Here is a 23,881-nt window from a genome sequence, read left to right on the forward strand (position 1 = left end):
CGCCATTATAGGCTGGATCGCGGCCGTTACGGATTTGCACCGCCGGCACACGGCGTCACACTTGGGGTGAACTCGGCAAGGAGAGCGAGATGACGGTATTCGCAGACCGGAGGGAGGCCGGCGGGGAGCTCGGGAAAGCGCTCCGCAGCCGCGCGAAGGCCCGCTCATCGCTCGTGCTCGGGCTGCCCCGGGGCGGCGTCCCGGTGGCCGCCGAGGTCGCGACAGCACTCGAAGGGGAACTGGACGTGCTCGTCGTCCGCAAGATCGGTGTGCCGGGCCAGCCGGAACTGGCCGCCGGCGCCATCGCCTCGGGTGGCGTGCAGGTCCTGTCGGATCGGGTCATGGGCATGACGGGGCTCGGCGAGGAAGACCTGCGCCTGGTCGTCGAACGCGAGCAGGCGGAACTCGAGCGCAGGGAGAAGGCCTATCGCGGCGACCGGCCGCCGCTGGCCGTGGGCGGCCGCGAGGTGATCCTGGTCGACGACGGCATGGCCACCGGCTCCACCATGCTCGCGGCCGTGAGAGCCGTGCGCAAACTCGGCGCCGAACGTATTATCGTCGCGGTGCCAACAGCATCCAGCGAGGCTGCGGCAGACATGGGGCAGGAAGCCGACGAAGTCGTCTGCCTGGATACCCCGTCGCCCTACATGGCCGTCGGCTACTGGTACAGGGATTTCGGCCAGACCAGCGATGAGGAAGTCCGGGAGCTGCTCCATGAGACCAAAACCGCAAGTACACGCACCGACCGATGACGTCCTCGGCGATCTCGATGCCGTCGGTATCGCCGAGCGGATAGCCGCCGGAGAGATCAGTGCGGCGGATGCGGTGGCGGCGGCCATCGCGAGACTGCGTGCCGTCGAGGGTGTGCTCAATGCCGTGGCGACTCCCCGTTACGACCAGGCCAGGCAGGAGGCCGCGGGCGCGGTCGGCAGCGGGTTGCTCGCCGGCGTGCCCTCTGCCATCAAGGACAACGTGGACCTTGCCGGCATGGTGACCCGCCACGGATCGCGTGCCACTCCCGAGCGCAACTACGACGCCGACAGCCCGATCACCGCCCAGTTCCGCTCGACCGGACTCCTCGCCATCGCCAAGACCGCGCTGCCGGAGTTCGGCCTCACCGCCACGACGGAGCGCACCTGGGGTCCGCCGACGCGCAACCCGTGGAACACGCGCCACTCCACCGGCGGTTCCTCGGGCGGGTCGGCGGCGCTGGTGGCGGCGGGTGTCGTCCCCATCGCCCACGGCAATGACGGTGGCGGGTCCACGCGCATACCGGCGTCCTGCTGCGGTCTGGTCGGGCTGAAGCCCTCCCGGGGCCGCCTGCTCACGGTGGAACTCGCCGAGCGGCTACCCGTCGACATCATCGCCGAAGGGGTTCTGACCCGCAGCGTGCGTGACACCGCCGCCTTCTATGCGGAGGCCGAGAAGCACCGCGCCGGTGCCGGCCTGTCGTCCCTGGGTTACGTCGATGGCCCGTCCACCACGCGGCTGCGCATCGGTTTTACGACGCGACATCCGCTCGGCGCCGCATGCCACCCGGAGGTCGTCGCAGCGGTCGAGAACGCCGCCGCCGTCTGTCGCGGGCTGGGTCACCGGGTGAAGGAGATCCCCGCGCTCGCGGATGCCCGTATGGCCGGCGATTTCTTCCTGTACTGGGCCCGTATGGCCACCGCCATCCGTTTCCTCGGCCGCTTCGCGTTCGGTCCCGGCTTCGACCGGCACGAGCTCGAGCCACTCACGCGGCAGCTGAGCCGGCATTATCTGCGAAACTTCTGGCGCAGCCCCGGCGCGATCCGCCGGCTGCGCCGCTTCGGCGAGGAACACCGGCGCCGCTATGCGGACTGCGACGTGATCGTGACGCCCGTGCTGGCGCGGCCGCCGGTGCCGCTGGGACACCTGGCGCTGGACATCGACTTCGACACGGCCGCGGAACGCCTGATGCACTACGCGGCGTTCACGCCGGTGCAGAACGTGGCCGGCACGCCGGCCATCTCGCTGCCGCTCGGTCAGAGCGTCGAGGGGCTGCCCATCGGCGTGCAGTTCGCCGCCGGCATGGGCGAGGAGCGTCGGCTGCTGGAGCTGGCCTATGAGCTCGAGGCCGCCGTGCCCTGGACGTACTCGGATTCCGGTATGTAAGTACCACGGCAGCGGCCGGCCGCCCGCATCTGTTACGGTGCAGCCATGGCAGAAAACAAACCGCTGATCGCCCGCGGCTTTCCGTTGTTCACCATCTTCGGCTTCGAGGTGAAGCTGAATCTCACCTGGCTGCTGCTGGCGCTGCTGATCACCTGGACCCTCGCCGAGGGGTTCTTCCCGGAGCGTTACCCCGACCTCGCGACGCAGACCCGCTGGTGGATGGGCATCGCCGGCGCCTTCGGGATCCTGTTCTCCATCGTCTTCCACGAGCTGTCCCATTCCCTGGTGGCCCGCTACTACGGGCTGAAGATGGGCGGCATCACGCTGTTCGTGTTCGGCGGCGTGGCGGAGATGCGCCACGAGCCGAAGGAGCCGAAGGTGGAGCTGCTGATGGCCGGCGCCGGCCCGCTCTCGAGTCTGGTGCTGGCGGGCATCTGCTGGGTGCTGCACGCGGGGGCGCAGGCGTCAGGTCTGCCGACGCCGGTGACCGGCGTACTCTATTACCTCGCGGTGATCAACGTGGCGCTGGCCGTGTTCAACCTGATCCCGGCCTACCCGCTGGACGGCGGGCGCATGCTCAGGGCCACCCTCTGGGCCTGGCGCAGGGACATCCGCGATGCGACGCGCATCGCCAGCAACATGGGTTCGGGCTTCGGCCTGATCCTGATATTCCTGGGCGTGCTGTCGCTGATCCAGGGCTTCTTCGTGGGCGGCATGTGGTACATCCTGATCGGCCTGTTCGTGCGTGGGGCCGCAAAAGGCTCCTACCGTCAGCTGATCGTCCAGCAGTTACTGGAGGGTCGCCGGGCGCGGGACGTGATGAATACCGACCCGGTGACCGTGGAGCGGTCCCTGAGCCTGCGGAACTTCGTGGACGACTACGTCTATCGCCACCGCTCCCGCCTGTTCCCCGTGGTGCAGGAGGGCGAGTTGAAGGGCTGCGCCACCGTGGAGCGGGTGAAGCAGATCCCCGAGGAGCAGTGGGAGCAGACGGCCGTCGCCGACATCGTCGACGCCTGCTCCGACGAGAACACGGTGGGCCCGGACGAGGAACTCACCGACCTCGCCTCCAGCCTGTTCGGCGCCTCCGCCGGCCGTCAGCGCCTGGTGGTGGAGGACGGCCGCCTGCTGGGTGTCGTCTCCGTGGACGATCTGCGCGAGCTGCTGCAGCTCCGGCTGGAGCTGGGCGACGACGCCGAAGCGCCGGGCGGCCGCAGCTAGGCGGCGGGTCAGCGCACGACCATGACGGTGACCGGGGCGCTGGACGCTACATAGGCCGCATTGGAGGCGAACATGCGGTCGTCCACGTCGGGGATATGGGAGGCCATTACCACCAGGTCGGCACCGCTTTCCTCGAGCGCCCGCATGAGCGCTTCACGCACATCCAGGCGGTCGTCCTCGGGTATGACCGCCCGCGCCGTCGCCTCGAAACCGTGCCGTTCCGCCTGGTCCAGGGCGAAGGAGTCGAGCGCCTCGCGGAACTCGTCGGCCCGGCCGGCGTTGAGAGGGCCGGGCGCGACGCTGACGAAGCAGACCGGTACGCGGTAGCCGGTGGCGAGGCCGGCGGCGGTGCGCAACGCCTTGTCCAGGCTGGCGAGGTGGGCCAGGTCCACTGGCACCATGATCTTGTGATATAGGCTCGACAATGCTTCTATCGCGACGCGGCTTGAGCCGGCAACCGGTATTCTTGCACGATCCATGCGCCGAGACATGGGCCGGAACCGACACACGCCTGACCCGGGACACCGCCGATGAAAGCATCAGACCTGCTGGTACGCTGCCTCGAGGCCGAGGGCATCGAATACATCTTCGGTGTGCCCGGCGAGGAGAACGCGGACTTCATGCTCTCGCTGGAGGGCAGCGAGAAAATTCGCTTCGTGCTCACCCGCCACGAGCAGGGCGCGGCCTTCATGGCGGAGATCTACGGGCGCCTCACCGGTAACCCGGCCGGCTGCCTGGGCACGCTGGGGCCCGGCGCCACCAACCTCATCACCGGCGTGGCGGATTCCAACATGGACCGCGCGCCCATGCTGGTGCTGACCGGCCAGGGCTCCACGCTGCGCCTGCACAAGGAGTCGCACCAGATCATGGACGTGGTCGGCATGTTCGAGCCGGTCACCAAATGGGCGACGACCATCCACAACGCGCGCACCATCCCGGAGATCGTCAGGAAGGCGGTGCGCCTCGCGCGCACCGAGAAGCCGGGCGCCGTGCACATCGAACTGCCCGAGGACGTGGCCAAGCGGGAGGTGGAGACCGAGCCGATGGAGCCGCGTCGCTTCCGCCGCCCCGGCCCGGACGACAAGATCACCGACCGGGCCTTCGCCATGCTGGCCGAGGCGAAGCGCCCGGTGATCATCGCCGGCAACGGCGCCATCCGCCGCCGGGCCTCGAAGCAGCTCAGGACCTTCTGCGAGTCCACCGGCATCGGCGTGCTGAGCACGTTCATGGCCAAGGGCGCCGTGGACATGGACGCCGACTACTGCCTCTACACCATCGGTCTCGGCGCCAAGGACATCCCGACGCTCGCCATCGACGAGGCGGATCTGGTGATTACGCTCGGCTTCGACATGGTGGAGTACCACCCGCGGCTGTGGAACCCGAACCGGGACAAGACCATCATCCACGCCGACTTCCTGCCCGCGGAGATCGACCAGCACTATCACCCGCAGGTGGAGCTGGTGGGCGACCTCGCCCACACGCTGTGGATGCTGAACGAGCGGGTGCGCGAGCGCGGCCTGCCGGACTTCGACCTGGCCTCCCAGCACGCGGTGCGCGAGCGCATGACGGAAGAACTCGCGATTTACGCCGACGACGATACCGAGGGCGTGATCCGGCCCCAGAAGATGTTGTGGGATGCCCGCCGGGTGATGGGCCCGTCGGACATCCTGTTATCCGACGTGGGCGCCCACAAGATGTGGATCGCCCGGCACTATCATTGCCACGAGCCCAACACCTGTCTGATCCCGAACGGTTTCTGTTCCATGGGCTCGGCGCTGCCCGGGGCCATCGCCGCCAACATCGTGTATCCGGAGCGCAAGGTGCTCGGCATCGCCGGTGACGGCGGCTTTCTGATGAACGTGCAGGAGATGGAGACGGCGCACCGGCTCGGCAGCGACATCGTCATGCTGGTCTGGGAGGACGGCGGCTATGGGCTGATCAGCTGGAAGCAGGAGGACGAGTTCGGCCGCCATACCGCACTCGGCTTCGGCAACCCGGACTGGCTGCAGCTCGCGGAGTCCTTCGGCTGGGGCGGGCACCGGGTCGAGCGCTCGGCGGAGTTCCGCGCGACGCTGGAGGCGGCCTTCGCGGAGAAAGGCCCGAGCCTGGTGGTGGCCCCGGTGGACTACCGGGAGAACCGCGAGCTGACCCGCCGCCTCGGCGAGATCATCGGGGCGGGGATCGTGGGGGGCTGATCGGGCCGCGGCCCGCCGGGCCCCAGGCGAGCATCAGCTGGCCGGCGTAGTAGAGCGGCAGGCTCCAGACGTACGGCGGGAACTCGGGCTGCAGGAACTGCCGCGCGGCGACGCCCAGATCCGAGAAGTAAAAGGCCATCGCGCCTGCCGGTAGCAGCCAGGTAGCGCCGGCCCCGCGGGCGCCCATGGCGCCGATCACCATGAGATTGATGACGACGAGGTAGGCGAGCACCGGGATGCGCATCCCGCCGCCTACGTGGGGCATCAGCCAGATGGCGACACCGCTGGAGAAGAGCAGCACCGCGAGCGCCGCGCCGGCCACCCAGCCGAGGTCGACGCCGCGCAGCAGGAAGGCGGTGAGGTAGGCGAGGTGCGCCAGCAGGAAGGCGCTGAGCCCCAGCAGGAACCAGGTGTCGGTGGTGCCGAGCAGGAACGCATCGCCGAACCAGGACAGGCCGAGACCGGCGAGCAGTGCCCGGCCCCAGCCGCTCTCCGGCGCCCCGGCCGAGACGGCGACGACGATGAAAGCGGTGGATGCCGTCAGCTTGGCGATCGCCGCCGCGATGGCGAGCCCCTGCAGCTGGAAGCTCACCAGTGCCGCGCAGGCGGCCAGCGATATCAGCGTCCACAGAGTGGGGCGGCGCATCATCCGGCACCGTTTACGGATTGAAGCCGACGGCGTCGCCGACGTGGATGGTCAGCACGAGGAAGACAATCGCCAGCGCGAACAGTTTGACCAGCAGCGGCACGATGAAGCGCACCCAGGCAGTGTAGGGGATACGCCCGAGGGCGAGCGCTCCCATCACCAGCGCGCTGGTGGGCACGACCATGTTGGTGAAGCCGTCGCCGAACTGGTAGGCGAGCACGGCGGTCTGCTGCGGCACGTCCGTGAGCGTGGCCAGCGGCGACATGATCGGCATGGTGACGAAGGCCTGGCCGCTCCCGGACGGGATGAAGAAGTTGCAGATGGTCTGCACGGCGAGCATACCCACCGCCGAAGCCTCCGGGCCGAGTTCGGTCAGCACGCCCGCGATGGCATGGATCACGGTGTCGATCACCTGGCCGTCGGAGAGCACCACCTCGATGGAGCGGGCGAAACCCACCATGAGTGCGGCTGCGGTCATGTCGGCGGCACCGCTGATGAAGGTGCGGCTCGTTTCTCCTGCCGGGATGCGGCCGATGATCGCCGCCAGCAAACCGATACCGAGGAACACCGCGTTCAGTTCGGGGATGTACCAGCCGTGCGCCTGTACGCCCCAGACGAATCCGACGATGCCGCCGACGAAGACCGCGAGCACGGCGATGCGGCTCGGTGAGAGCTCGACGTCGTGGGGCGGCTCGAAGCCGGTGGAGTAGTCCACGTGCGCCACCAGGCTGGTGGACGGGTCGCGCTGCACCCGGCGCGCGTAGCGGTAGAGATGGTGGAAGGCCACGGCCAGGAAGGCGGCCATCATCACGAGGCGGAACTGCCAGCCCGAGGTGATGGGCAGGCCCGCGATGTTCTGCGCAATGATGACGCCGAAAGGGTTGGTGCCGGCGCAGGCCCAGCCGATGCCGTAGGGGATCCACACCATGCCCATGGCCACGATGGCGTCCATGCGCATCGCCAGGCTCATGGTCACGACGATCGGCACCAGCGGCACGTATTCCTCGCCCATGCCGATGGTGAAGGCACCGAGGCTGAACATCACCAGACAGCCGGCGATGAGTATCCACGGACTCGCACCGAGCCGGGCGACGGACTTGTGCAGCACCGCGTCGATGGCGCCGGTGCGACGCAGGACCGCGATGACGCCGCCGACGATGAAGATGAGGAAGATGATGTCCTGGGCGGCGGCCATGCCCTTCGGGATGGCCATGAGGAAGTGCCAGGGTGGTATCTCGGCGCGCTCTTCGGCGGTCACCCGCTCGTAGGTGCCCTCGACCACCATCGAGCGGCCCGGATTGTCCGGGTAGGGCTGGCGCTCGAACTGCCCCTGCGGGATGGCGTAGACCAGCAGCTGGGCCACGACGATGATCGAGAAGATCAGTGCCAGCGAATCGATGGACCAGCCGCGTTTGGTCATGCGTCTCCCCCGCCGAACGACCCGGTAGGAGGGCCTTCAGGCCCGATGCCTGAATGGGCATGTAGGAGGGGCTTTAGCCCCGATTCATTTTCCGATCGGGCCTGAAGGCCCTCCTACTCGTTCATCCCCGGTTTTCAGGTCTTCGACGCGTCGAAGATGCTCTGGATCGCGTCGTCGAGCATCTTGTTGAACTCGTCGTCGCTCTGCTTGACCGACAGGCCCTCGGTGAGCGCCCGCGAGAAACTCGCCACCATGCGATGCTGCTTCTTAAGCCGCTCGTCGGCTTCCTTGCGGCTGTAGCCGCCCGACAGCGCCACCACCTTCAGCACGTTCGGATGGTCGATGCAGTCCGAGTAGAGATTGTCCACCTCGGGCAGCGTCAGCTTCAGCATCACGAGCCTGCCGTCTTCCAGCTTGTCGAGGTGCTCCATGATGTGCCGGTGCAGGATGGACTCGGCCTCCGTCTTGTCCGGGCAGTGGATGTCCACCTCCGGTTCGATGATCGGCACGAGACCGGCGTCGATGATCTGCTCCGCCACCTCGAACTGCTGCCCGACAATGGCCTTGATGCCGTCCTCGTTCGCCTGCTTGATCACCGAGCGCATCTTGGTGCCGAAGATGCCCTTGTCCTTCGCCTTCTTCAGCAGCGCGTCGAGGCCGGGGATGGGCTTCATGAGCTGGACACCGTCCTTCTCGTCCGCCAGGCCCTTGTCCACCTTCAGGATGGGCACCACCCGCTTGACCTCCCACAGGTACTCGGCGGTGGGCCGGCCCTCGATCTCCCGGTCCATGGTGTTCTCGAACAGGATGGCGGCCAGGATGCGGTCGCCGTTAAAGGCCGGGCTGGTGATGATGCGGCTGCGCATCTGGTGGACGAGGTCGAACATCTGATCCTCGTTGGACCAGGCATTCTCGTCGATGCCGTAGAGGCGCAGCGCCTTCGGCGTGCTGCCGCCGCTCTGGTCCAGCGCTGCGATGAAGCCGTCTTCCTTCCTGAATTTCTCGAGTTGCTGATCGAAGTTGCTCACGGTAAGCCTCGTCGTGTGGTTGTTCGTGGGGTGATGCTGCCATTCTACGTCATGGAGAGCGGCGGGCGGAAAATGCGGCGGTGCGCCATCCGGGCCGTCAGCCCGCAGCCGGCACGCTCAGGTAGCGCTCGCCGCGGTCGCACAGCACCGTGACGACGGTATGGCCGGGGCCGAGTTCCCGCGCCACCCTGGTGGCGGCCAGCACGTTGGCGCCGGAAGAGATGCCCACCAGAAGGCCTTCTTCTGCCGCCAGCCGGCGCGCGGCGGCCTTGGCATCCTCGGTGGCGATGCGCACGACCTCGTCGATCTCGCCCAGGTCCACGAGATCCGGGATGAAGCCGTCCGCGAGCCCCTGGATGCCGTGCCTGCCCGGCACGTCGCCGGACATGACGGCGGATTCGTTCGGTTCCACGGCGACGATACGGGCCGGCACGTCCGCGCCGCGCAGCGCCCGGGAGACGCCCATCAGCGTGCCGCCGGTGCCCACACCCATCACGAAGGCATCCAGCCGCCCGCCCGTCTGACGCACGATCTCGGGGCCCGTCGTCATCTCGTGGGCCGCCGGGTTGTCCACGTTCTTGAACTGGCGCGGCAGGAAGACCCGGGGGTCCCTCGCCGCCTCCTCCTCGCTCTCACGCACGGCGGCCTGGATGTCGTTGATCTCCTCCAGCAGCCGCAGCTCGGCGCCCAGCAACTCGATCATGCGGCGCCGCTCCTCGCTCACCGTCTTCGGCATGACAATGGTCACCGGGTAGCCGCGGATCGCTCCGATCATCGCCAGTGCGATGCCCGTGTTGCCGGAAGTGACCTCGAGGATGCGCGAGTCCGGCCCCAGGTCGCCGCGCCGCTCCGCCTCCAGGATCATGTGCCGGGCTATGCGGTCCTTGATGCTGCCGCCGGGGTTCAGGTACTCCGCCTTGGCGTAGACCTGGCAGCCTGTCTCCCCGCTGGCCGACTGCAGCAGCATCAGCGGTGTGCAACCGATGGAATCGAGCACGCCGGACGTTACGAGACAGGTCGGGCGCTCCCGGGGACAGGGGACGAACTGGACGGGTTCGCTGCTGACTGCGGACATCGGTCTACCTCGTGTTTATGCGGGGCGCAGGTCCACTACCTATGCCAGAACGGCCCGGGCCGGACCATACGTAGTGCCCGTCACCGGGGTGACGAAATTGCACAGCGGACCCCGATATGGAAAATGGAAACGCGACAAGTCGGTGCGGGGGATGCAAAGCATGACCGACGAGCGGGAGAAAGATCCGTTCTCGACCGGGGCAGGACTGGAACTCCTCTCACGTGTTTCCGGAAGCGGAGGCGAAGCGCTGATCGGCCGCGAGCTGGGGGGTTACCGCGTAACGGCGCTCATCGCCGAAGGCGGGATGAGCCGCGTGTACCGGGCAGAGCGCACCGACGGCAGCTTCGAGCGGGACGTTGCCATCAAGGTTTCCCCGGCGAGCGGTCTCAGCCGGGAGTTCCGGGAGCGCTTCCTGCGCGAGCAGGGCATGCTGGCCGGCCTCAATCACCCCAACATCTGCCAGCTCTACGACGCCCAGGTCACCGAAGAGGGCTGGCCCTACATCGTCATGGAACTGGTCGACGGCGTGCCCGTCGACGAGTGGTGCCGCGAGCGGGCGCAGGACCGGGAAGCCGTCGTCCGGCTGATGATCGGGATCGCCGATGCGCTGGCCTACGCCCATGCCCGGCTGATCGTGCATCGCGACATCAAGCCGTCCAATGTGCTGGTCAACGCGGAGGGTCGCCCGAAGCTACTGGATTTCGGCATCGCCAAGCTGCTCACGCCGGACGTCAGGGCGCTGACCCGGGTGTCGCCGATGACACCGCGCTATGCGAGCCCCGAGCAGCTCCTCGGCGATGAGGTGACCATCGCCTCCGACATCTACCAGCTCGGGCTTCTCTTCTGCGAGATGCTCACGGGCGAGGCGCTGAACCCGGACCAGACGCTGCCGGACGCCATCCAGCGGGCGGCTGGCGGACACGCCGTATTGATACCAGCGCCCCTACGCCAGCGTCTGCCCCGGGAACTCGTTCTGATCCTGGAGCAGTGCCTCAGGGTGGCGCCCTCGGAGCGCTACGCGGACGCCAACGCGCTGAAGAACGACCTCGAGGCGTGGCTGCGGGGCTTCCCGGTCAGCGCTGCCGGCCAGGGGGCCGGTTACCGCTTCCGCAAGTTGCTGGGCCGGAACCGGGCGACGGCGTTTACCGCGGCACTCGCAGCCGTGGCGATCGTCGGTGGCACGGCCTGGTACACCTGGCAGTTGCGCGAGGCGAGAACAAACGCCCAGATGCAGGCAGAGGCCGCAGCCCGGCAGGCCGACCGGGCCGGCAGGGTCTCGGCGTTCCTCGTCGATCTGCTGGCGGCCCCGGCACCCGAGAACGCGCGCGGCGAGGTGATTACCGCCAGACAGGTGCTCGATCGGGGTGTCGAGAAACTGGCAGGCGTAACCGGGATGGACGCCGATGTGCGTTCGAGTCTTCTGCTCACGATGGCAAGGTCGTACAAATCCCTCGGCGAGTACGATGAAGGCTCCAGGCTGCTGGACGAAGCCCTCGAACTGCGGCGCGGCGCTGACGGTGCGGACGCGCTCTGGTTCGCGGGCGCGCTGCAGGAGAAAGGCGATATTGCGCGGCTTTCCGGCAACTTCGAACAGGCCCTCGGCACGCTCGGGGAGGCGTTGGCCTACGCAAGGCGGGACGACGGCAGGGAAGCGCAGCATAGACGGGGCAGTATTCTCGATACGCTCGGAGTCGTGGCAACGGAACTCGACCGGTTGGGGGTGGCGCAGGACTATTACCAGGAGGCGCTCGCCCTCCGTACCGAGGTTCTCGGGCCCGACCACGTCGACACGCTTACGACTCTCGCGAACATCGGCGGCATCTACACCACGCAAGGCAGACACGAAGAGGCCCTGCCGCTGTACCAGCGAGCCGTTACCACCACGGAGAGGGTACTGGGGCCGGACCATCCGAATCTCCCGCCGCTGCTGGACGGACTGGCGAACAGCTACCGGAATACCGGCCGCATGGAGGAAGCCCTGGCGGTTACGCAGCGGTCGGTGACGCTCGCCCGTACCCTTCACGGTCCGGATCACCCGGAGGTGGCCTACACGCTTTCGGGCCTTGCGATCCTGCACGGTCGCAGTGGCGATCATGAGGCGGCGGCCGGGGTGATCGAGGAGGTCGTGCGCATCCTGTCAGAGGCACTGGGCGACGATCATCCGCACACTGCTTTCAATCGTCTCCGCCTCGCCAACTACTCCCTGCGACTCGGCCGGTATGACGAGGCCGAAGCGCTGATCGAGCAAATCCGACCCGTCTATGCCGACATGTCCCCTTCGATGCTCTCCGGTCGCGCCACGCTCGCGCTGGTGACCGCGCGACTGTACGCGCAGACCGCCCGCCCGCAGGCCGCGATCGACCAGTATCGGCTGGCGGCCGGTATCCGTGCCGAGGTGTTCGGCCCGGACAGCCCCAACATAGCCGGGCCGATCATCGAGACTGCGGCCCTGCAGGCAGAGACCGGCGATCTCGAGGGCGCTGCGGAGAGCTACCGGCGTGGTATCGTGGTCCTCGCCGCGGCCCTCGGCGAGGCGGATCCGGAAGTCGTCCGGCACATGGAATCGCTCGCCGCCGTGCTTGGCAGGGCAGGGCGTGAAGAGGACGTGCGCCTGCTCGAGGCCCGCATTGAATCGCTGCGTGCGGGCAGTCTCTAGCGCCGGGCGGCATCCGCCTGATTGCCAGCGGCCCGCGGCATGGCGCAAGCTACGGCGATGACCTCCCAGATTACGCTTCTCCTCGATTCCCACCGCGCAGGTGATGCGGATGCGCTGGATCGCCTCGCCGCTGCCCTCTACCCCGAGCTCAAGGCCATGGCCCGCCGCCGCACCGCCGGCAAGCCGGGCCTGGGGGCCACCACCCTGGTGCAGGAGACCTTCCTGAAGCTGCTCTCCGGCGGCGAACTGCAGCCGGAGGACCGGCGGCAGTTCTTCGCGCTGGCGGCGACGATCATGCGCCAGGTCATCGTCGACGAGGTCCGCTACGCCATGGCCGGCAAGCGCGACGGCCGCGAGGTGACGCTGACCGAGTCCGTCATGCCGACGGAGTCCCGGGAGAAGGCGGAGTTCCTGCTGGAAGTCGACGAGATGCTGGGCATCCTGGAAGCCGAGGACGAACGCCTGGCCCGGGTGTTCGAGTGCCGCTACTTCGCCGGCCTGACGACCGGCGAGACCGCCGAGGCGCTCGGCGTCTCCGAGCGCTCGGTCGAGCGGTTCTGGTCGTCCGCGCGTTCCCGCATCGCGGAGCTGATGGAGGACACCAGGGAGTAGAGCTGCCGGCGCCGGCCGGAGGCTGCATCCGCCCGCCGGCCCGCGCACTCCCGGAACAACGCCTTGCCGCCGCCGGGCACGAGCTGCTCGCGCACATCCGGGTCGGGGTCGCTGCGCTCCCCCGTCTGCCGAGGGCGCCTGGGCATCAGTAGTAGTGCTCCAGCGATAGGGTGATACGGTCTCGGTCGGCGAACTGGCCGAACAGGCCGTCGGCATCCCCGTGGAAAGCATCGAAGCCGATACGGAGACTGGTCTCGTCGCCGACCAGCCAGGTGAGCGCGCCGCGTACCATGCCGTCACCCTGCCCCACGTCGCCGTACCAGCGCAGCTCCGCCGACAGGCGGTCGTGGGCGAAGTTTCGCCGCAGGAACAGCGTGGCGAGGCGGTCCGTGGCCGGGCGCACCAGCCCGGCGGGCGCGGACTGGATGTGGTCCACGAGGTACTGCAGGCTGACGAAGGTATCGAAGGGCCCGCGGAAGTCCACGCCGAGTCCGGCCGTGTGCTGGTCCAGCGGTTCGGCGGCGAGCACGCCGCCGCGACTCAGGTTGAACTCCCGGCCGGGCCGCAACGCGAGTTCCGTCCTCAGCACGAACCGCCCGAGGGAGTAGGCGGCGCTCAGTCCGTAGAGCTCGCGGCGCTCGTAGTAGCGTTCGAGCACCGGCCCGGCCGGAGAGACCTTCACCCTTCCCAGGGGCTCGAAGTCGGAACCGGAGATCGCCACCAGCGCCAGGTCCCATCCGCCCAGCGTGCGGGAAAGTCGGAGGCCGACGGCGGAGTCCTCAAGACCGTGCTCCGGTTTGTCGGTGCGCACCGGCAGACCGGGTGTGCCGGCGGGTGTGCCGTAACGGAAACGCGGCGCGGTCAGTTCGAACCAGGCGCCGTCGGCCGGAATCTCGTGCCCGGTAGCATCCGGGATCCAGGCGAACTCCGTGCGCCACGGGCCGATATAGAGATCGGCGTAGGCGCTCCAGAGGCCGATGCGCGAATCCGCGAAGTCCGCCAGGATGAACTCCCGGAAGTGCTGCGGGTTGAGGGTATCGAGGACCTTGAGCCCGTCGAGGACGCCCCAGACGATCTGCTGCTTGCCGAGGCGCAGCAGGCCGCCGGGGAGGAAGAATTCGACGTAGGCGTCGCGGAGCTCCGCAACCACGTCGTCGCCGATGGCCGCCGGCCGGGACGCCGTCGCGTAAGTGTCGGTGTCCGGTTCGCCGGGCACCAGGCGGTCGCGGCCGTCCCAGACGAGGCGGGCGGAGGCGACCAGCCGCGCACCTTCGCCGAGCGCGGTCTCGACGGCGGGCTCGAGTTCCAGGCGGGTGCTCAGGGTGTCGTCCGTGCTCGTCGCGTGCCCGTAGTGCAGCGCCGTGCGCAGTTCCGCATTGCCGGCTCCGTGGGCCGTGCCGGTCATGGCGAGCAGTGCGATCAGGGGCAGGCATCTCATGACCGTCTCCATTGCCATCCCCCTAGTAGCCCGGGAGCCCGCGCTGCAGGCTGCCTTGCCGGAACAGGTGCTCCGGGAGGTCATCCAGGTACTCGACCGTCTCGAAGTCGAAGACGGTCCGCGACCCCGTCTGGTGGTTCACCGCCTCGATGCCGGTGGCCGTCCAGTAGCCGTCGATGTTCTCGACCGCCGCGACGGTGACGGTCTTCAGCGGCCGGCTGTCGCGGTCCGCGAAATCGATCGACACCGGCAGCCAGGTCTCGCCGTCGACGACGGCCTCGAAGCCGCCGTAGCCGAGTTCCTGGGCAATGGCGTCGGTGCGCGGCGTGCCGGAGAGGCGGTACAGCACGCCGCAGGCTGTTGCCGCGCGGCCCTCGTAACGAAACTCGTAGTCGGCGAGGTCGAACTTGAGCTCCGATTGCATGTCGCCGTAGCTGAAGTCCGTACCCTGGAAAGCTTTCCAGCGGTCGCCTGCTGGAATGCGGCGCGTCTTGCGCGTGGCAGGAATATGGAGCCAGCGCGGATCCTCGGCGCCCTCGGCGTGAAGGTCGTGGACGAGGAACGCAGTCCCCCGCCCCATCTTCGGCGCCGTGTAGGTGATCCGGGTTCGCCGCGCCTGCTCATCGTTGAGCTTCATGATCACCGCCGTGCGCTCGGTAGGCCGGCCACTGCGCGGCTCGACGGTGATCTGCACCAGCCGTTCCGTCGCGGTGCCCTCCGGCCGCGCGGCGACCCGCTCCGCTATCTCCCGGCCGGTGGGCGTCTCGGCGCGTGACTCCGCCGGCACCGCGCCGAGTGCGAGAGCCAGAGCGATGATCGCTGCCGCGGCGCCGCCGGTGGATGCCGACGCGGTCCGCAGCAGCCGGCCGCGCAGCCACTGCCTGACGGCGAACAGCGCGGGTACGATGAACAGCGCCGTGAGGAAGCTCGCGAAGGCGGCCACCGTCACCAGACCGCCGAAGCGCTGCAGCGTGGGCAGCTCGCTGGTGAGCAGCACCGCGAAGCCGAGCCCGAGGGCGGCGGCGTTGAAGAAGCAGGCGCGGGCGGTGCCCGGCATCGCCGTTGCAATGGCCTCGCCGAGGTCCTCGTCGAAGGCCCGCAGCGCGTGCCGGATGCGGTCGATGAGGTGGATGGCGAAGTCCACCCCCACGCCTACCGATATCGCCGCGAACATGGACGTGGCGGGCTCGAGGAACACGCCGAGATAACCCATCACGCCGTAGAGCACCAGCACCGTGAAGCTCACCGGCACGAGTGCGATCACGCCGGCCCAGATCCTGCCGAAGGTGAGACAGGAGATGGCGAGTACCATCGCGAGCGACAGTCCGACGCTGAGGAAATGGGAATCCTGCAGGCGGCTCATCCAGTGGTAGCCGATGTTGACGTCGCCGGCCAGCGTGGCCGTCAGTCCGCTGCCATCGAACTCCTTCCGCACGTACTGCTGCAGAGCCTCGACGGTGGGCGCCGTCTGGGAGTAGTAGTGGGCATCGAGCACGCCGCGCACGAGCGCCGTGCGGTAGTCGCCGTCGATCTCCTCGGCGAGGTCGCCCGGGTCGCCGGTCACCTCGTAGAGGAAGAGATACTGGCCCACGGCGTCGTCGCCGGCGGGCAGCACCCGGGCCGTGCCGGTCGCCTCTATGGCCCCGTGCAGCAGGCCGATGTAATCGGCGATCGAGACCGTCTTCTGCACGTGGGGCAGTGATTCGAAGTAGCCCTGCAGCGCGAGGATGCGCTCCATCGCCTCGCCGGTCAGCAGCCCCTCGGGCTCGTCCGCCTCCACGATCACGTCCAGGAACGCGGTGCCCGCGAAGCGCTCGTTGATGCGCTCGTCGGCGATGCGCAGCGGTTCGTCGGCGGCGAAGTTCTCCACCTGGGAGCGGTCGATGCGCAGCTGCAGCGCGCCCGCGGCGGCCACGGCGACCAGCAGCGCGAAAGGGCCGAGCACCAGCGCCGGCCGCGCGGCGCTCCAGTTGCCGATGCGGGCGAAGAGGCGGCCGATCGGGTCGGGCCGGCGCATGCGCCAGTCGGCGAATGCCGGGCTGGGCGCGGGCTTCAGCAGCACCAGGGCGTTGGGCAGCACGAGTACCGAGAAGGCCCAGGCGAGGCCCACGCCCAGCATGGCGTACCAGGCGAACGCCGTGATGGGCGGCATGATGGAGGCGATGCCGATGCCGGCGAAGCCGGCCATGGTGGTCAGTGTGGTGAGTGTAATCGGCCGCGCCATCTCGACCATGGCCCGGATTACCTGTTCGCGCGCGTCGCCGTTCGGATGCCGGGCGCGGAGCACATAGTAGGCCGTGAGGATGTGGATGGCGTCCGCTACCGAGATCGCCACGAGGATCACCGGCAGTGCATTGGTGATGGCGAAATACGGTGTGCCGGCCCAGGCCATGATCCCCAGGGCGCCGCCGGCGGAGCCGAGTATCACGAATACGGGCCCCAGCAGCGCCGTGGTCCGGCGGAAGGCGAGGTAGATGAAGCCGAGTACCAGCAGGAAGACCAGCGGCTGCAGCTTGCGCGCGTCCCGGTCGATATAGGCGCCGAGGTAGCCGCTGACGGCGGCCGGGCCGGCGACCAGGAGTTCCGCCGGGCCGCGGTCGTATTCGCGCACGAGGCGCCGCACCGCCTCGTAGGTCTCGGCGGCGAGGTCGTCGTCGATCAGCTCCGCCATGATGACGGCGCCGGTCTCGTCGGCGCTCACCAGTGCATCGACGTGCGGCGGCATGGCCCGCCAGCGCTGCGCGGCCTCGGCGGCGGCCGTCGCGGCTGGTGGGCCACTGCGGTCTACGTAGCGCTCGACGTAAACGGCGCCGTCCTCGCCGCGAATCGAGGATTCGGTGGCGATGCTCGCCACCCGGTCGGGGCGGATGTTGGGGATACGCGCCACGCGCTCCGAGACCTCCCGCACCAGTTCCAGTATCTGCGGGCGGAAGACCGAGCCGCCGTCGGTGGTCATGACGGCTATGGCCATCGGCTTGGAGATGCCGAAGAGTTCCTCCGCACGGTCGTTCGCAAGCACCGAGGGGTGATCGTCCGGGATGAAGGCCTCCACCGAGGTGTCCTTGACCAGCCTCGTGAGGCCGGCGACGCACAGCGCGATAATCAGCAGTCCCGCCGCCAGTGTGACGGCCGGCCGGGCAACGACGCGCCGGAAGAAGCGCTCGGTGAAGTCGCGGTCGAGGAACATCATTCCGCTCCTGCCAGACCGGGCGCCACGTCCCGGGCCTCGGCGGCGTGGGTTGCCGCCGTGTCGAAGATGCGTTTCTCGAGCGTCAGCCAGTCACGCAGGTAGGCGGGCGGCGCGGGCCGCTCCGCGCCCGGGCGCACGGCGGTGACCACCTCGACGGCCGGCACCCATTCGCGGCGACGGCGCATCGCGGCCCTCGTCGTGCCGACGGCCACGCAGCGGTCCGAGGCGTCGATAAACGCGTGTTCCAGGAAAAACCAGCGATGGTCCCAGTACAGCAGGCGCGTGCGCACCCGGTAGAGCTGAAACACCCGCAGCGAATAGCGGAAGCGCACCACGCTGCCGCCGAGCAGCGCGGCCCAGCCGTACTGACGCATGGCAGCGACGACGCCCATACGGGTCATCCACTCCGTCCGCGCCACATCCATGATCTGCAGGTAGCGGCCGTTGTTCATGTGGCCGAAGGCGTCCAGGTCGTTGAACCAGACGCGGAAACGGCTCTCGGCCGGCTCCTCGGGGTGTATCCCTGCGCCGAGCAGGCCGTAGAGGTAGGCCCGCAGCAGGCGGAAGTAGAGGTTCATTGCTTTTTTCTCCTCCGATCTCGATGGCCGTCCGCCGTCGGGCGAACGCCGTTCATGACTCCCCTGTTGAGAGAGATCGGAAAAGAAACCAGAAACCCGCCAGACGGGGTGGGCGGGGGAGTGCTCAGCCGTCGAGGCGGGCCTGTACCTCGGCGTGGAATTCGGCCACGGCGGCTTCGGCGGTGCCCAGCGTCAGCTCGGTGACAGCACCGGTGGCGAGCCCCTCCTGACCGAGGCGGGCGGCGCGGAAGTCCTCGGCCGCGAACACTCCGCCGTCGAGGAGTTCGAAGCTGCGGGCCCAGTGCTCCTCGGCCTGTTCGTCCGCCGGCGGCTCGGGGATGAGCATGAAGTCCTCCACCAGCGTGCGGTCCACGGCGCGGGGGTAGAGCAGCATGACGTTGATGTAGTCCGGGCTGACGATGATCACCGCGCCCGGGAACAGGCTGTAGGAGAAGGTGACGTAGTGGCGGAGGTGAGCCAGGGAATCGAGATCGGCGGCGCGCAGGAATTCCTCCCGGCCGACGGCGCTGCGGAAGTGGGGTCCCACCCGGTCTCCCGCCGTAATGGAGTCGGCGAAGAACGGCGCGATCGTGTCCTTGTGCAGGCGCTGCACGTGGTAGGACTCCAGGAACGCATCCATGATCAGTTTCCAGTTACCGGCCACGTCGTGGGTGCGACACCGGTAAAGGTGCATGCCGGGCAGGCCCAGTGCATCGAAGTCCGCCGGCAGCTCGCCGAGGAAAGCGTCGAAGTCGGGCGCGGCGTCATCCAGTGCGCTCCAGACGAGTCCGCCGGCCTCGTGGCAGGGCAGTGCCGCGAGGCCGTAGTCCCGCTTGTCCATGCCCGGGAACGTATCCGGCCGCGGCAGCCCGCGCAGGCTGCCGTCCAGGTTGTAGGTCCACGCGTGATAGGGGCAGACGAGGGCGCCGGTGCGGCAGGCCTCGGTGCCCTCGACGAGGCGGGTGCCGCGGTGGCGACAGACGTTAAGGAAGACGTGCGCCATGCCGTCGCGGTCCCGGGTGATGACGAGCGGTACGCCGTGGCCGTCGTGAGTTACCGCGTGGCCGGGCGTCGGCAGCAGGGCCGACGGTGCCAGCGGCACCGGTAGCCGCCGAAACAGCTCGGAGCGCTCAGATTCGAACCGGGCCGGGTCCAGGTAGGCCCTCGCCGGCACATGCCGGATTCCGGTTGCCGCATCGACACCGCTTCCGGCCGACTCGACCAGCGCGCCCACGAGGCGTCTCAGCGCGGGCGTCAGCGTCCCGCTGTCCGTCGCTGCGATGTCTGCCGTGTCACTGGCCAAGTGCATCCCCTCCGTCAAGAGCTTAGCATCGTTCACGGCCGGGGACAGGCGCGCAATGGTCCATAATGTCGGCCGATCCAACGGAGCGGGAGGTTCAATGGGCACGAGACCGCGGGTCGTCGTGGTCGGCGCGGGCATGGGGGGCCTGGCGGCGGCGCTGGAGCTTGCTTCTGCCGGTGCCGCGGTTACCGTGCTGGAGCGTCATGGCGTACCCGGCGGGAAGATGCGTGAGGTGCGCGTCAACGGGGCCGGGATCGACTCCGGACCCACCGTATTCACGATGCGCCAGGTCTTCGACGAGCTCTTCTCTGCCGCCGGCCAGCGGCTCGACGATCATCTGCAACTCGACGCCGCGGATCTGCTGGCACGGCATGCCTGGCTGGATGGCAGCCGGCTCGACCTCTACGCGGACGTCGAGCGCTCCGCGGCCGCTATCGGCGAGCTGGCAGGTGCCGCGGAGGCCGAGGCTTACCGCCGCTTCGCCCGGCATTCCCGGCGCGTGTTCGAGACGCTGGACGAGCCGTTCATGCGAGCCGAGCGTCCCGGCGTGTTCGGGCTCACCCGGAAGCTGGGCCTGCGCGGGCTGCCCGACCTGCTGGCAATCAATGCCTTCCGCTCGCTCTGGACGGAACTCGGCCGCCATTTCACCGATCCCCGGCTGCGGCAGTTGTTCGGCCGCTATTCCACCTACTGCGGCTCGTCCCCCTTCCGCGCTCCGGCGACGCTGATGCTGATCGCCCATGCCGAGCGCGCGGGTGTGTGGGTGGTGCGCGGCGGCATGCAGAGGCTGGCGGAGGCGCTCGCCGGGACGGCGGAGGCCGCCGGCGCAGAGCTGCGCTACGGTTGTCACGTGTCGCGTGTGCTCACCGGTCGCGACGGCAGGGTCGCGGGCGTGGAGGTGGATGGCGGTGAGCGCCTCGACGCGGAGGCGGTGGTGTTCAACGGTGACGCCGCCGCGCTGGCCCGCGGATTGCTGGGCGACGAGGCCTGCCGGGCCGTGCCGGCCCGCGTCGCGCCGCCGTCCTCGCTGTCCGCCATGACGCTGTCGGCACGGGCGCGGACGAGCGGGTTTCCACTCGCCTATCACACGGTCTTCTTCGGCGACGACTATCCGGACGAGTTCGACAGCATCTTCGAGCGCGCTTCGATGACGAAGACGCCCACCGTCTACGTCTGCGCGCAGGATCGGGCGCCGGCAGCCCGGCCCGGCGACGGCGAGGAGCGCATCTTCTGCCTCGCCAACGCGGCCCCCGGCGACATGGATGCGGCGACCGTAGCCCGCTATCGCGACCGGGTCCTCGCCGCGCTCGAACGCCACGGGCTGGCTCTGGAGCCTGCCGACGGGGCCATGCTGACGACCGCACCGCCGGATTTCGATGCGCTGTTCCCCGCGACCGGCGGCGCCCTGTACGGTCAGCCTACCCACGGCTGGCGGTCGTCGTTCCTGCGTCCCGGCTCCCGCTCACGGTTGCGCGGGCTCTATCTCGCGGGCGGCAGTGTGCATCCGGGGCCGGGCGTGCCGATGGCCGCGTTGTCCGGGCGGCTCGCAGCCGCCAGCGTGCAGGCGGACCTGGGCCTCCAGGGCGCCTGACGGGGGCGCCGCGGCGGGCAGCCGTTTTTGACACGGCCCCGAGTCCGGCTGTTACCCTGCGCGCCTGTTGCCGCGGCATTGAGGTGCCGTGCTTCCCCTATGAAACAAGGAGCGTACCGACGCCATGTCTATGAAGTCCCAGAATTTTCTACGTCCGCTGAACCTCCTTCGCACCGCCGGAACCGCCGCGGTGCTGGTGCTCGGCGCAGCGAGCGTCAGCGCCCAGCAGATGCCCGAGGGGCATCCGGGCGGCATGATGGCGCCGAATTCCCAGGGCCCGGGCAGCGAACTCATCCAGCAGGTGCAGGCGAAGCGGGCCGAGATCCAGCAGCTCAACCAGCAGCTGATGGAGATCCAGGAGAACACCATCGAGGCGAACCCGGAGCTCGCCAAGCAGCGTGACGACCTCATCTCGTTCGTGGACGAGAAGATGGCCGAGAGCGGCTACGATGCCGAGGCGGCCCGCGGCCGTATCGACAAGCTCCAGGGCGAGATGGAGAGCGGCGAGCTGTCTGCCGAGGAGCAGCAGCAGAACCGCCAGCAGCTGCGCCAGGAAATGACGTCGATGCAGCAGGCCCAGGGCCAGATCATGCAGGACGAGGAGTTCCAGGCGAAACGCGAGTCGCTGAACGAGAATCTCGTCGCGGCGATGCAGGAGCAAAACCCGCAGACCGACGAGCTGATCTCCCGGCTGCAGACCGCCCAGCAGGAATACCAGCAGCTTGCGCAGCAGGCCATGCAGCAGCACGGCGGCGGCATGGGCTCCCCCAACTAACAGGTAGGAGGGCCTTCAGGCCCGACCCGCTCTTCTGACTGCGGCATCCTGCTAGCGACGTTGGCCCGCCATCGACTGGGGCGGACTACGGGGGACTGTAGGAGGGGCTTTAGCCCCGATCAGCGCTCGGCCACCTCGAGCGAAGATCGGGGCTAAAGCCCCTCCTACATTGGTTGTGGGTCCGGGACGATCTCGTCCAGTACCTTCGCCGACGAGATAACGCCGGGCAGTCCTGCGCCCGGGTGGGTGCCGGCACCCACCAGGTAGAGGCCCTCGACTTCTTCGCTGCGGTTGTGGGGGCGGAACCACGCCGTCTGCAGCAGGATCGGCTGCAGGCCGAAGGCCGCGCCCTTGATCGACCAGAGGCGGTCGCGGAAATCCGCCGGCGTCATCATCCGTGACGTGACCACGTGCTGCTCGAGATCCGGCAGCACGGTCTCCGACAGGCTCTTCGCGATGGCCGTCCGATAGCGCTCCGCAGTCTCCGACCAGTCGATACCGCTGTCCAGATGCGGCACCGGCGAGAGCACGTAGAAGGCGTCGCCGCCCGGCGGCGCCAGCGACGGGTCTGTCGCCGTCGGCCGGTGCAGGTACAGGCTGAAGTCGTCCGCCAGTTGCTGGCGGCGGAAGATGTCGTCCAGCAGTTCCCGGTAGCGCGGCCCCAGCAGGATCATGTGATGGGGTACGTCGTCGTAGCGCCGGTCGGTGCCGAAGTACCAGACGAACAGGCTCATCGAGTAGCGGGAGCGGCCGAGTTTGCGCTCCGTCCAGCGCCGCGGCCGCACGTGCTGCGGCAGCAGGTATCGATAGGTCGCGGCCGAGTCCGCGTTGGAGACCACCACGTCGGCGGCCACGGTCTGACCGTCGCGCAGCCTGACGCCCGCCGCCCGGCCGCCTTCCACCAGGATCTCGCGTACCGGCGCGTTGTAGCGGATTTCTCCGCCGAGGGATTCGATGAGTCCTACCATGCCGTCCACGACGCTGCCTGTGCCGCCCATGGCGAAGTGCACGCCGTGGCGGCGCTCCAGCTGGGCGATGAGGGCGTACACCGCGGTGGCGGTGAAGGGATTGCCGCCGACCAGCAGCGGGTGGAAGCTGAATACCTGGCGCAGTTTCGGATGCGAGATGTAGCGTGACACCAGCCCGTACACCGAGCGGTAGAACTGGGCGCGGAAGAGATCCGGCAGCGACCCGAACATGGAGCCGAACGAGTCGAAGGACGCCGCCATCAGTTCGTCGAAGCCGATAGCGTAGAGCTTCGCGCTCGCCGCCAGGAAGCGCTCGAAACCGGCCACGTCGGCCGGATTGAAACGGGCGATCTCCCGCTTCATGGCCTCGTCGTCGCCGCTGTAGTCGAAGTGGTCGCCGTCCGCGAAACGGATGCGGTAGTAGGGGTCCATCGGCACGATCTTCACGTCGTCCTCGAGCCGCCGGCCGGCCAGCTGCCAGAGTTCCTCCAGCAGGAACGGTGCCGTGATGATGGTGGGCCCGGCATCAAAGGTGTAGCCGTCCTGGCGGAACACGTAGGCGCGCCCGCCCGGGGCGTCGAGTTTCTCGAACAGCCGCACGCGATAGCCCCGCGCGCCCAGGCGTATGGCGGCGGCGAGCCCGCCGAAGCCCGCACCGATGACCACGGCGGTGGACCCTGCGGTCGACGGAAGATCGTGCGACGGACGAGTGCTCACCGTGCCGTCTCCCGCGACCAGCGGCGCGCCAGATCCGCCGAATGAAAGGCGAGCGCGCACAACAACCAGGCGGTGACCCACTGCCAGCCGCCGCCGGTCAGCGCCGCCCGCAGCGCCAGCGCGAGGCTGCCGCCGGCGCCCGCGTTCAATATGGCGGGCAATGCGGCGATACCGTGGCCGGTGCGCCGATGCCAGAACGCGAGCAGGAATACCTCGAGCACCAGCACCGCCAGCACGATGTCGACGATGCGGCCCGACTCGATCAACGACTGCACGTGGCGCTCCTCCCCTGTCCCGTTCGCGAAAGGGCATGAGAATAGCGGACCGGGTTG

The 23,881-nt window shown here is 68.6% G+C and carries 19 protein-coding genes; 8 read left to right on the forward strand and 11 right to left on the reverse strand.

Annotated elements, in window-relative coordinates; all coding sequences use genetic code 11:
• Positions 1 to 89: 89 nt before the first annotated feature.
• Genes ACJMKX_RS13810 through ACJMKX_RS13820 form a run of 3 tightly spaced genes read left to right on the forward strand, consistent with a single transcriptional unit; the run spans position 90 to position 3,357 of the window.
• Positions 90 to 752: a phosphoribosyltransferase gene (locus ACJMKX_RS13810; protein WP_405226481.1), complete on the forward strand. Its 663-nt coding sequence runs from the start codon at positions 90 to 92 to the stop codon at positions 750 to 752.
• A complete protein-coding gene (locus ACJMKX_RS13815; protein WP_405226483.1) occupies positions 715 to 2,136 on the forward strand; it encodes an amidase in 1,422 nt (473 codons plus the stop codon). The genes ACJMKX_RS13810 and ACJMKX_RS13815 overlap by 38 nt, the downstream gene beginning before the upstream one ends.
• A 45-nt stretch (positions 2,137 to 2,181) precedes the next feature.
• Positions 2,182 to 3,357: a site-2 protease family protein gene (locus tag ACJMKX_RS13820; RefSeq protein WP_405226485.1), complete on the forward strand. Its 1,176-nt coding sequence runs from the start codon at positions 2,182 to 2,184 to the stop codon at positions 3,355 to 3,357.
• A gap of 8 nt (positions 3,358 to 3,365) precedes the next feature.
• Here the strand turns inward: ACJMKX_RS13820 and ACJMKX_RS13825 are convergent, their stop codons facing one another.
• The gene (locus tag ACJMKX_RS13825) at positions 3,366 to 3,782 is read right to left on the reverse strand and encodes a universal stress protein (protein WP_405226488.1); all 417 of its coding nucleotides are present in this window, start codon (positions 3,780 to 3,782) and stop codon (positions 3,366 to 3,368) included.
• Positions 3,783 to 3,887: 105 nt separating this feature from the next.
• Here ACJMKX_RS13825 and ACJMKX_RS13830 point away from each other — a divergent pair, with 105 nt between their 5' ends.
• A complete protein-coding gene (locus tag ACJMKX_RS13830; RefSeq protein ID WP_405226491.1) occupies positions 3,888 to 5,552 on the forward strand; it encodes an acetolactate synthase large subunit in 1,665 nt (554 codons plus the stop codon).
• Here ACJMKX_RS13830 and ACJMKX_RS13835 read toward each other — a convergent pair.
• The 4 genes from ACJMKX_RS13835 to cysK form a co-directional block, all read right to left on the reverse strand.
• On the reverse strand, positions 5,524 to 6,201 hold the full coding sequence (locus ACJMKX_RS13835) for a lysoplasmalogenase (protein WP_405226493.1): 678 nt from the start codon (positions 6,199 to 6,201) through the stop codon (positions 5,524 to 5,526). The two genes, ACJMKX_RS13830 and ACJMKX_RS13835, sit on opposite strands and share 29 nt — an antisense overlap.
• A 10-nt stretch (positions 6,202 to 6,211) precedes the next feature.
• On the reverse strand, positions 6,212 to 7,618 hold the full coding sequence (locus tag ACJMKX_RS13840) for a YfcC family protein (protein WP_405226496.1): 1,407 nt from the start codon (positions 7,616 to 7,618) through the stop codon (positions 6,212 to 6,214).
• A gap of 134 nt (positions 7,619 to 7,752) precedes the next feature.
• Complete coding sequence (locus ACJMKX_RS13845; RefSeq protein WP_405226499.1) at positions 7,753 to 8,646, reverse strand: fructose bisphosphate aldolase; 894 nt, start codon at positions 8,644 to 8,646, stop codon at positions 7,753 to 7,755.
• 97 nt (positions 8,647 to 8,743) lie between these two features.
• The gene (gene cysK, locus ACJMKX_RS13850) at positions 8,744 to 9,721 is read right to left on the reverse strand and encodes a cysteine synthase A (RefSeq protein ID WP_405226502.1); all 978 of its coding nucleotides are present in this window, start codon (positions 9,719 to 9,721) and stop codon (positions 8,744 to 8,746) included.
• Between the two features lie 160 nt (positions 9,722 to 9,881).
• Here cysK and ACJMKX_RS13855 point away from each other — a divergent pair, with 160 nt between their 5' ends.
• The gene (locus ACJMKX_RS13855; protein WP_405226505.1) at positions 9,882 to 12,377 is read left to right on the forward strand and encodes a serine/threonine-protein kinase; all 2,496 of its coding nucleotides are present in this window, start codon (positions 9,882 to 9,884) and stop codon (positions 12,375 to 12,377) included.
• Between the two features lie 39 nt (positions 12,378 to 12,416).
• Positions 12,417 to 12,989, forward strand: a complete 573-nt coding sequence (locus ACJMKX_RS13860; protein ID WP_405226507.1) for an ECF-type sigma factor — start codon at positions 12,417 to 12,419, stop codon at positions 12,987 to 12,989.
• Between the two features lie 145 nt (positions 12,990 to 13,134).
• Here the strand turns inward: ACJMKX_RS13860 and ACJMKX_RS13865 are convergent, their stop codons facing one another.
• The 4 genes from ACJMKX_RS13865 to ACJMKX_RS13880 form a co-directional block, all read right to left on the reverse strand.
• A complete protein-coding gene (locus ACJMKX_RS13865) occupies positions 13,135 to 14,427 on the reverse strand; it encodes a DUF1302 family protein (protein ID WP_405226510.1) in 1,293 nt (430 codons plus the stop codon).
• Between the two features lie 22 nt (positions 14,428 to 14,449).
• Positions 14,450 to 17,617, reverse strand: coding sequence for an outer membrane lipoprotein-sorting protein (locus ACJMKX_RS13870; RefSeq protein ID WP_405226512.1), 3,168 nt, complete (start codon positions 17,615 to 17,617; stop codon positions 14,450 to 14,452).
• The gene (locus ACJMKX_RS13875) at positions 17,614 to 18,195 is read right to left on the reverse strand and encodes an acyl-CoA thioesterase (protein ID WP_405226515.1); all 582 of its coding nucleotides are present in this window, start codon (positions 18,193 to 18,195) and stop codon (positions 17,614 to 17,616) included. The genes ACJMKX_RS13870 and ACJMKX_RS13875 overlap by 4 nt, the downstream gene beginning before the upstream one ends.
• 124 nt (positions 18,196 to 18,319) lie before the next feature.
• On the reverse strand, positions 18,320 to 19,498 hold the full coding sequence (locus ACJMKX_RS13880; protein WP_405226517.1) for an aromatic ring-hydroxylating oxygenase subunit alpha: 1,179 nt from the start codon (positions 19,496 to 19,498) through the stop codon (positions 18,320 to 18,322).
• 97 nt (positions 19,499 to 19,595) lie between these two features.
• Between ACJMKX_RS13880 and crtD the strand changes: the two genes are divergently transcribed.
• Together crtD and ACJMKX_RS13890 are read left to right on the forward strand one after the other, a co-directional pair.
• Complete coding sequence (gene crtD / locus ACJMKX_RS13885; protein WP_405226520.1) at positions 19,596 to 21,089, forward strand: 1-hydroxycarotenoid 3,4-desaturase CrtD; 1,494 nt, start codon at positions 19,596 to 19,598, stop codon at positions 21,087 to 21,089.
• Between the two features lie 124 nt (positions 21,090 to 21,213).
• Positions 21,214 to 21,864 carry a hypothetical protein gene (locus ACJMKX_RS13890; RefSeq protein WP_405226523.1) on the forward strand — a complete coding sequence of 217 codons (651 nt, stop codon included), beginning with the start codon at positions 21,214 to 21,216 and terminating at the stop codon, positions 21,862 to 21,864.
• 164 nt (positions 21,865 to 22,028) lie between these two features.
• Here ACJMKX_RS13890 and ACJMKX_RS13895 read toward each other — a convergent pair whose 3' ends face one another.
• Positions 22,029 to 23,549, reverse strand: a complete 1,521-nt coding sequence (locus ACJMKX_RS13895) for a phytoene desaturase (RefSeq protein ID WP_405226526.1) — start codon at positions 23,547 to 23,549, stop codon at positions 22,029 to 22,031.
• Entirely contained in the window at positions 23,546 to 23,824 is a 279-nt protein-coding gene (locus tag ACJMKX_RS13900) for a hypothetical protein (protein WP_405226529.1), read from the reverse strand. The genes ACJMKX_RS13895 and ACJMKX_RS13900 overlap by 4 nt, the downstream gene beginning before the upstream one ends.
• Between the last annotated feature and the right edge of the window lie 57 nt (positions 23,825 to 23,881).

It is taken from the genome of Lentisalinibacter sediminis, from assembly GCF_040706615.1.
Taxonomy (GTDB): domain Bacteria; phylum Pseudomonadota; class Gammaproteobacteria; order Steroidobacterales; family Woeseiaceae; genus Lentisalinibacter; species Lentisalinibacter sediminis.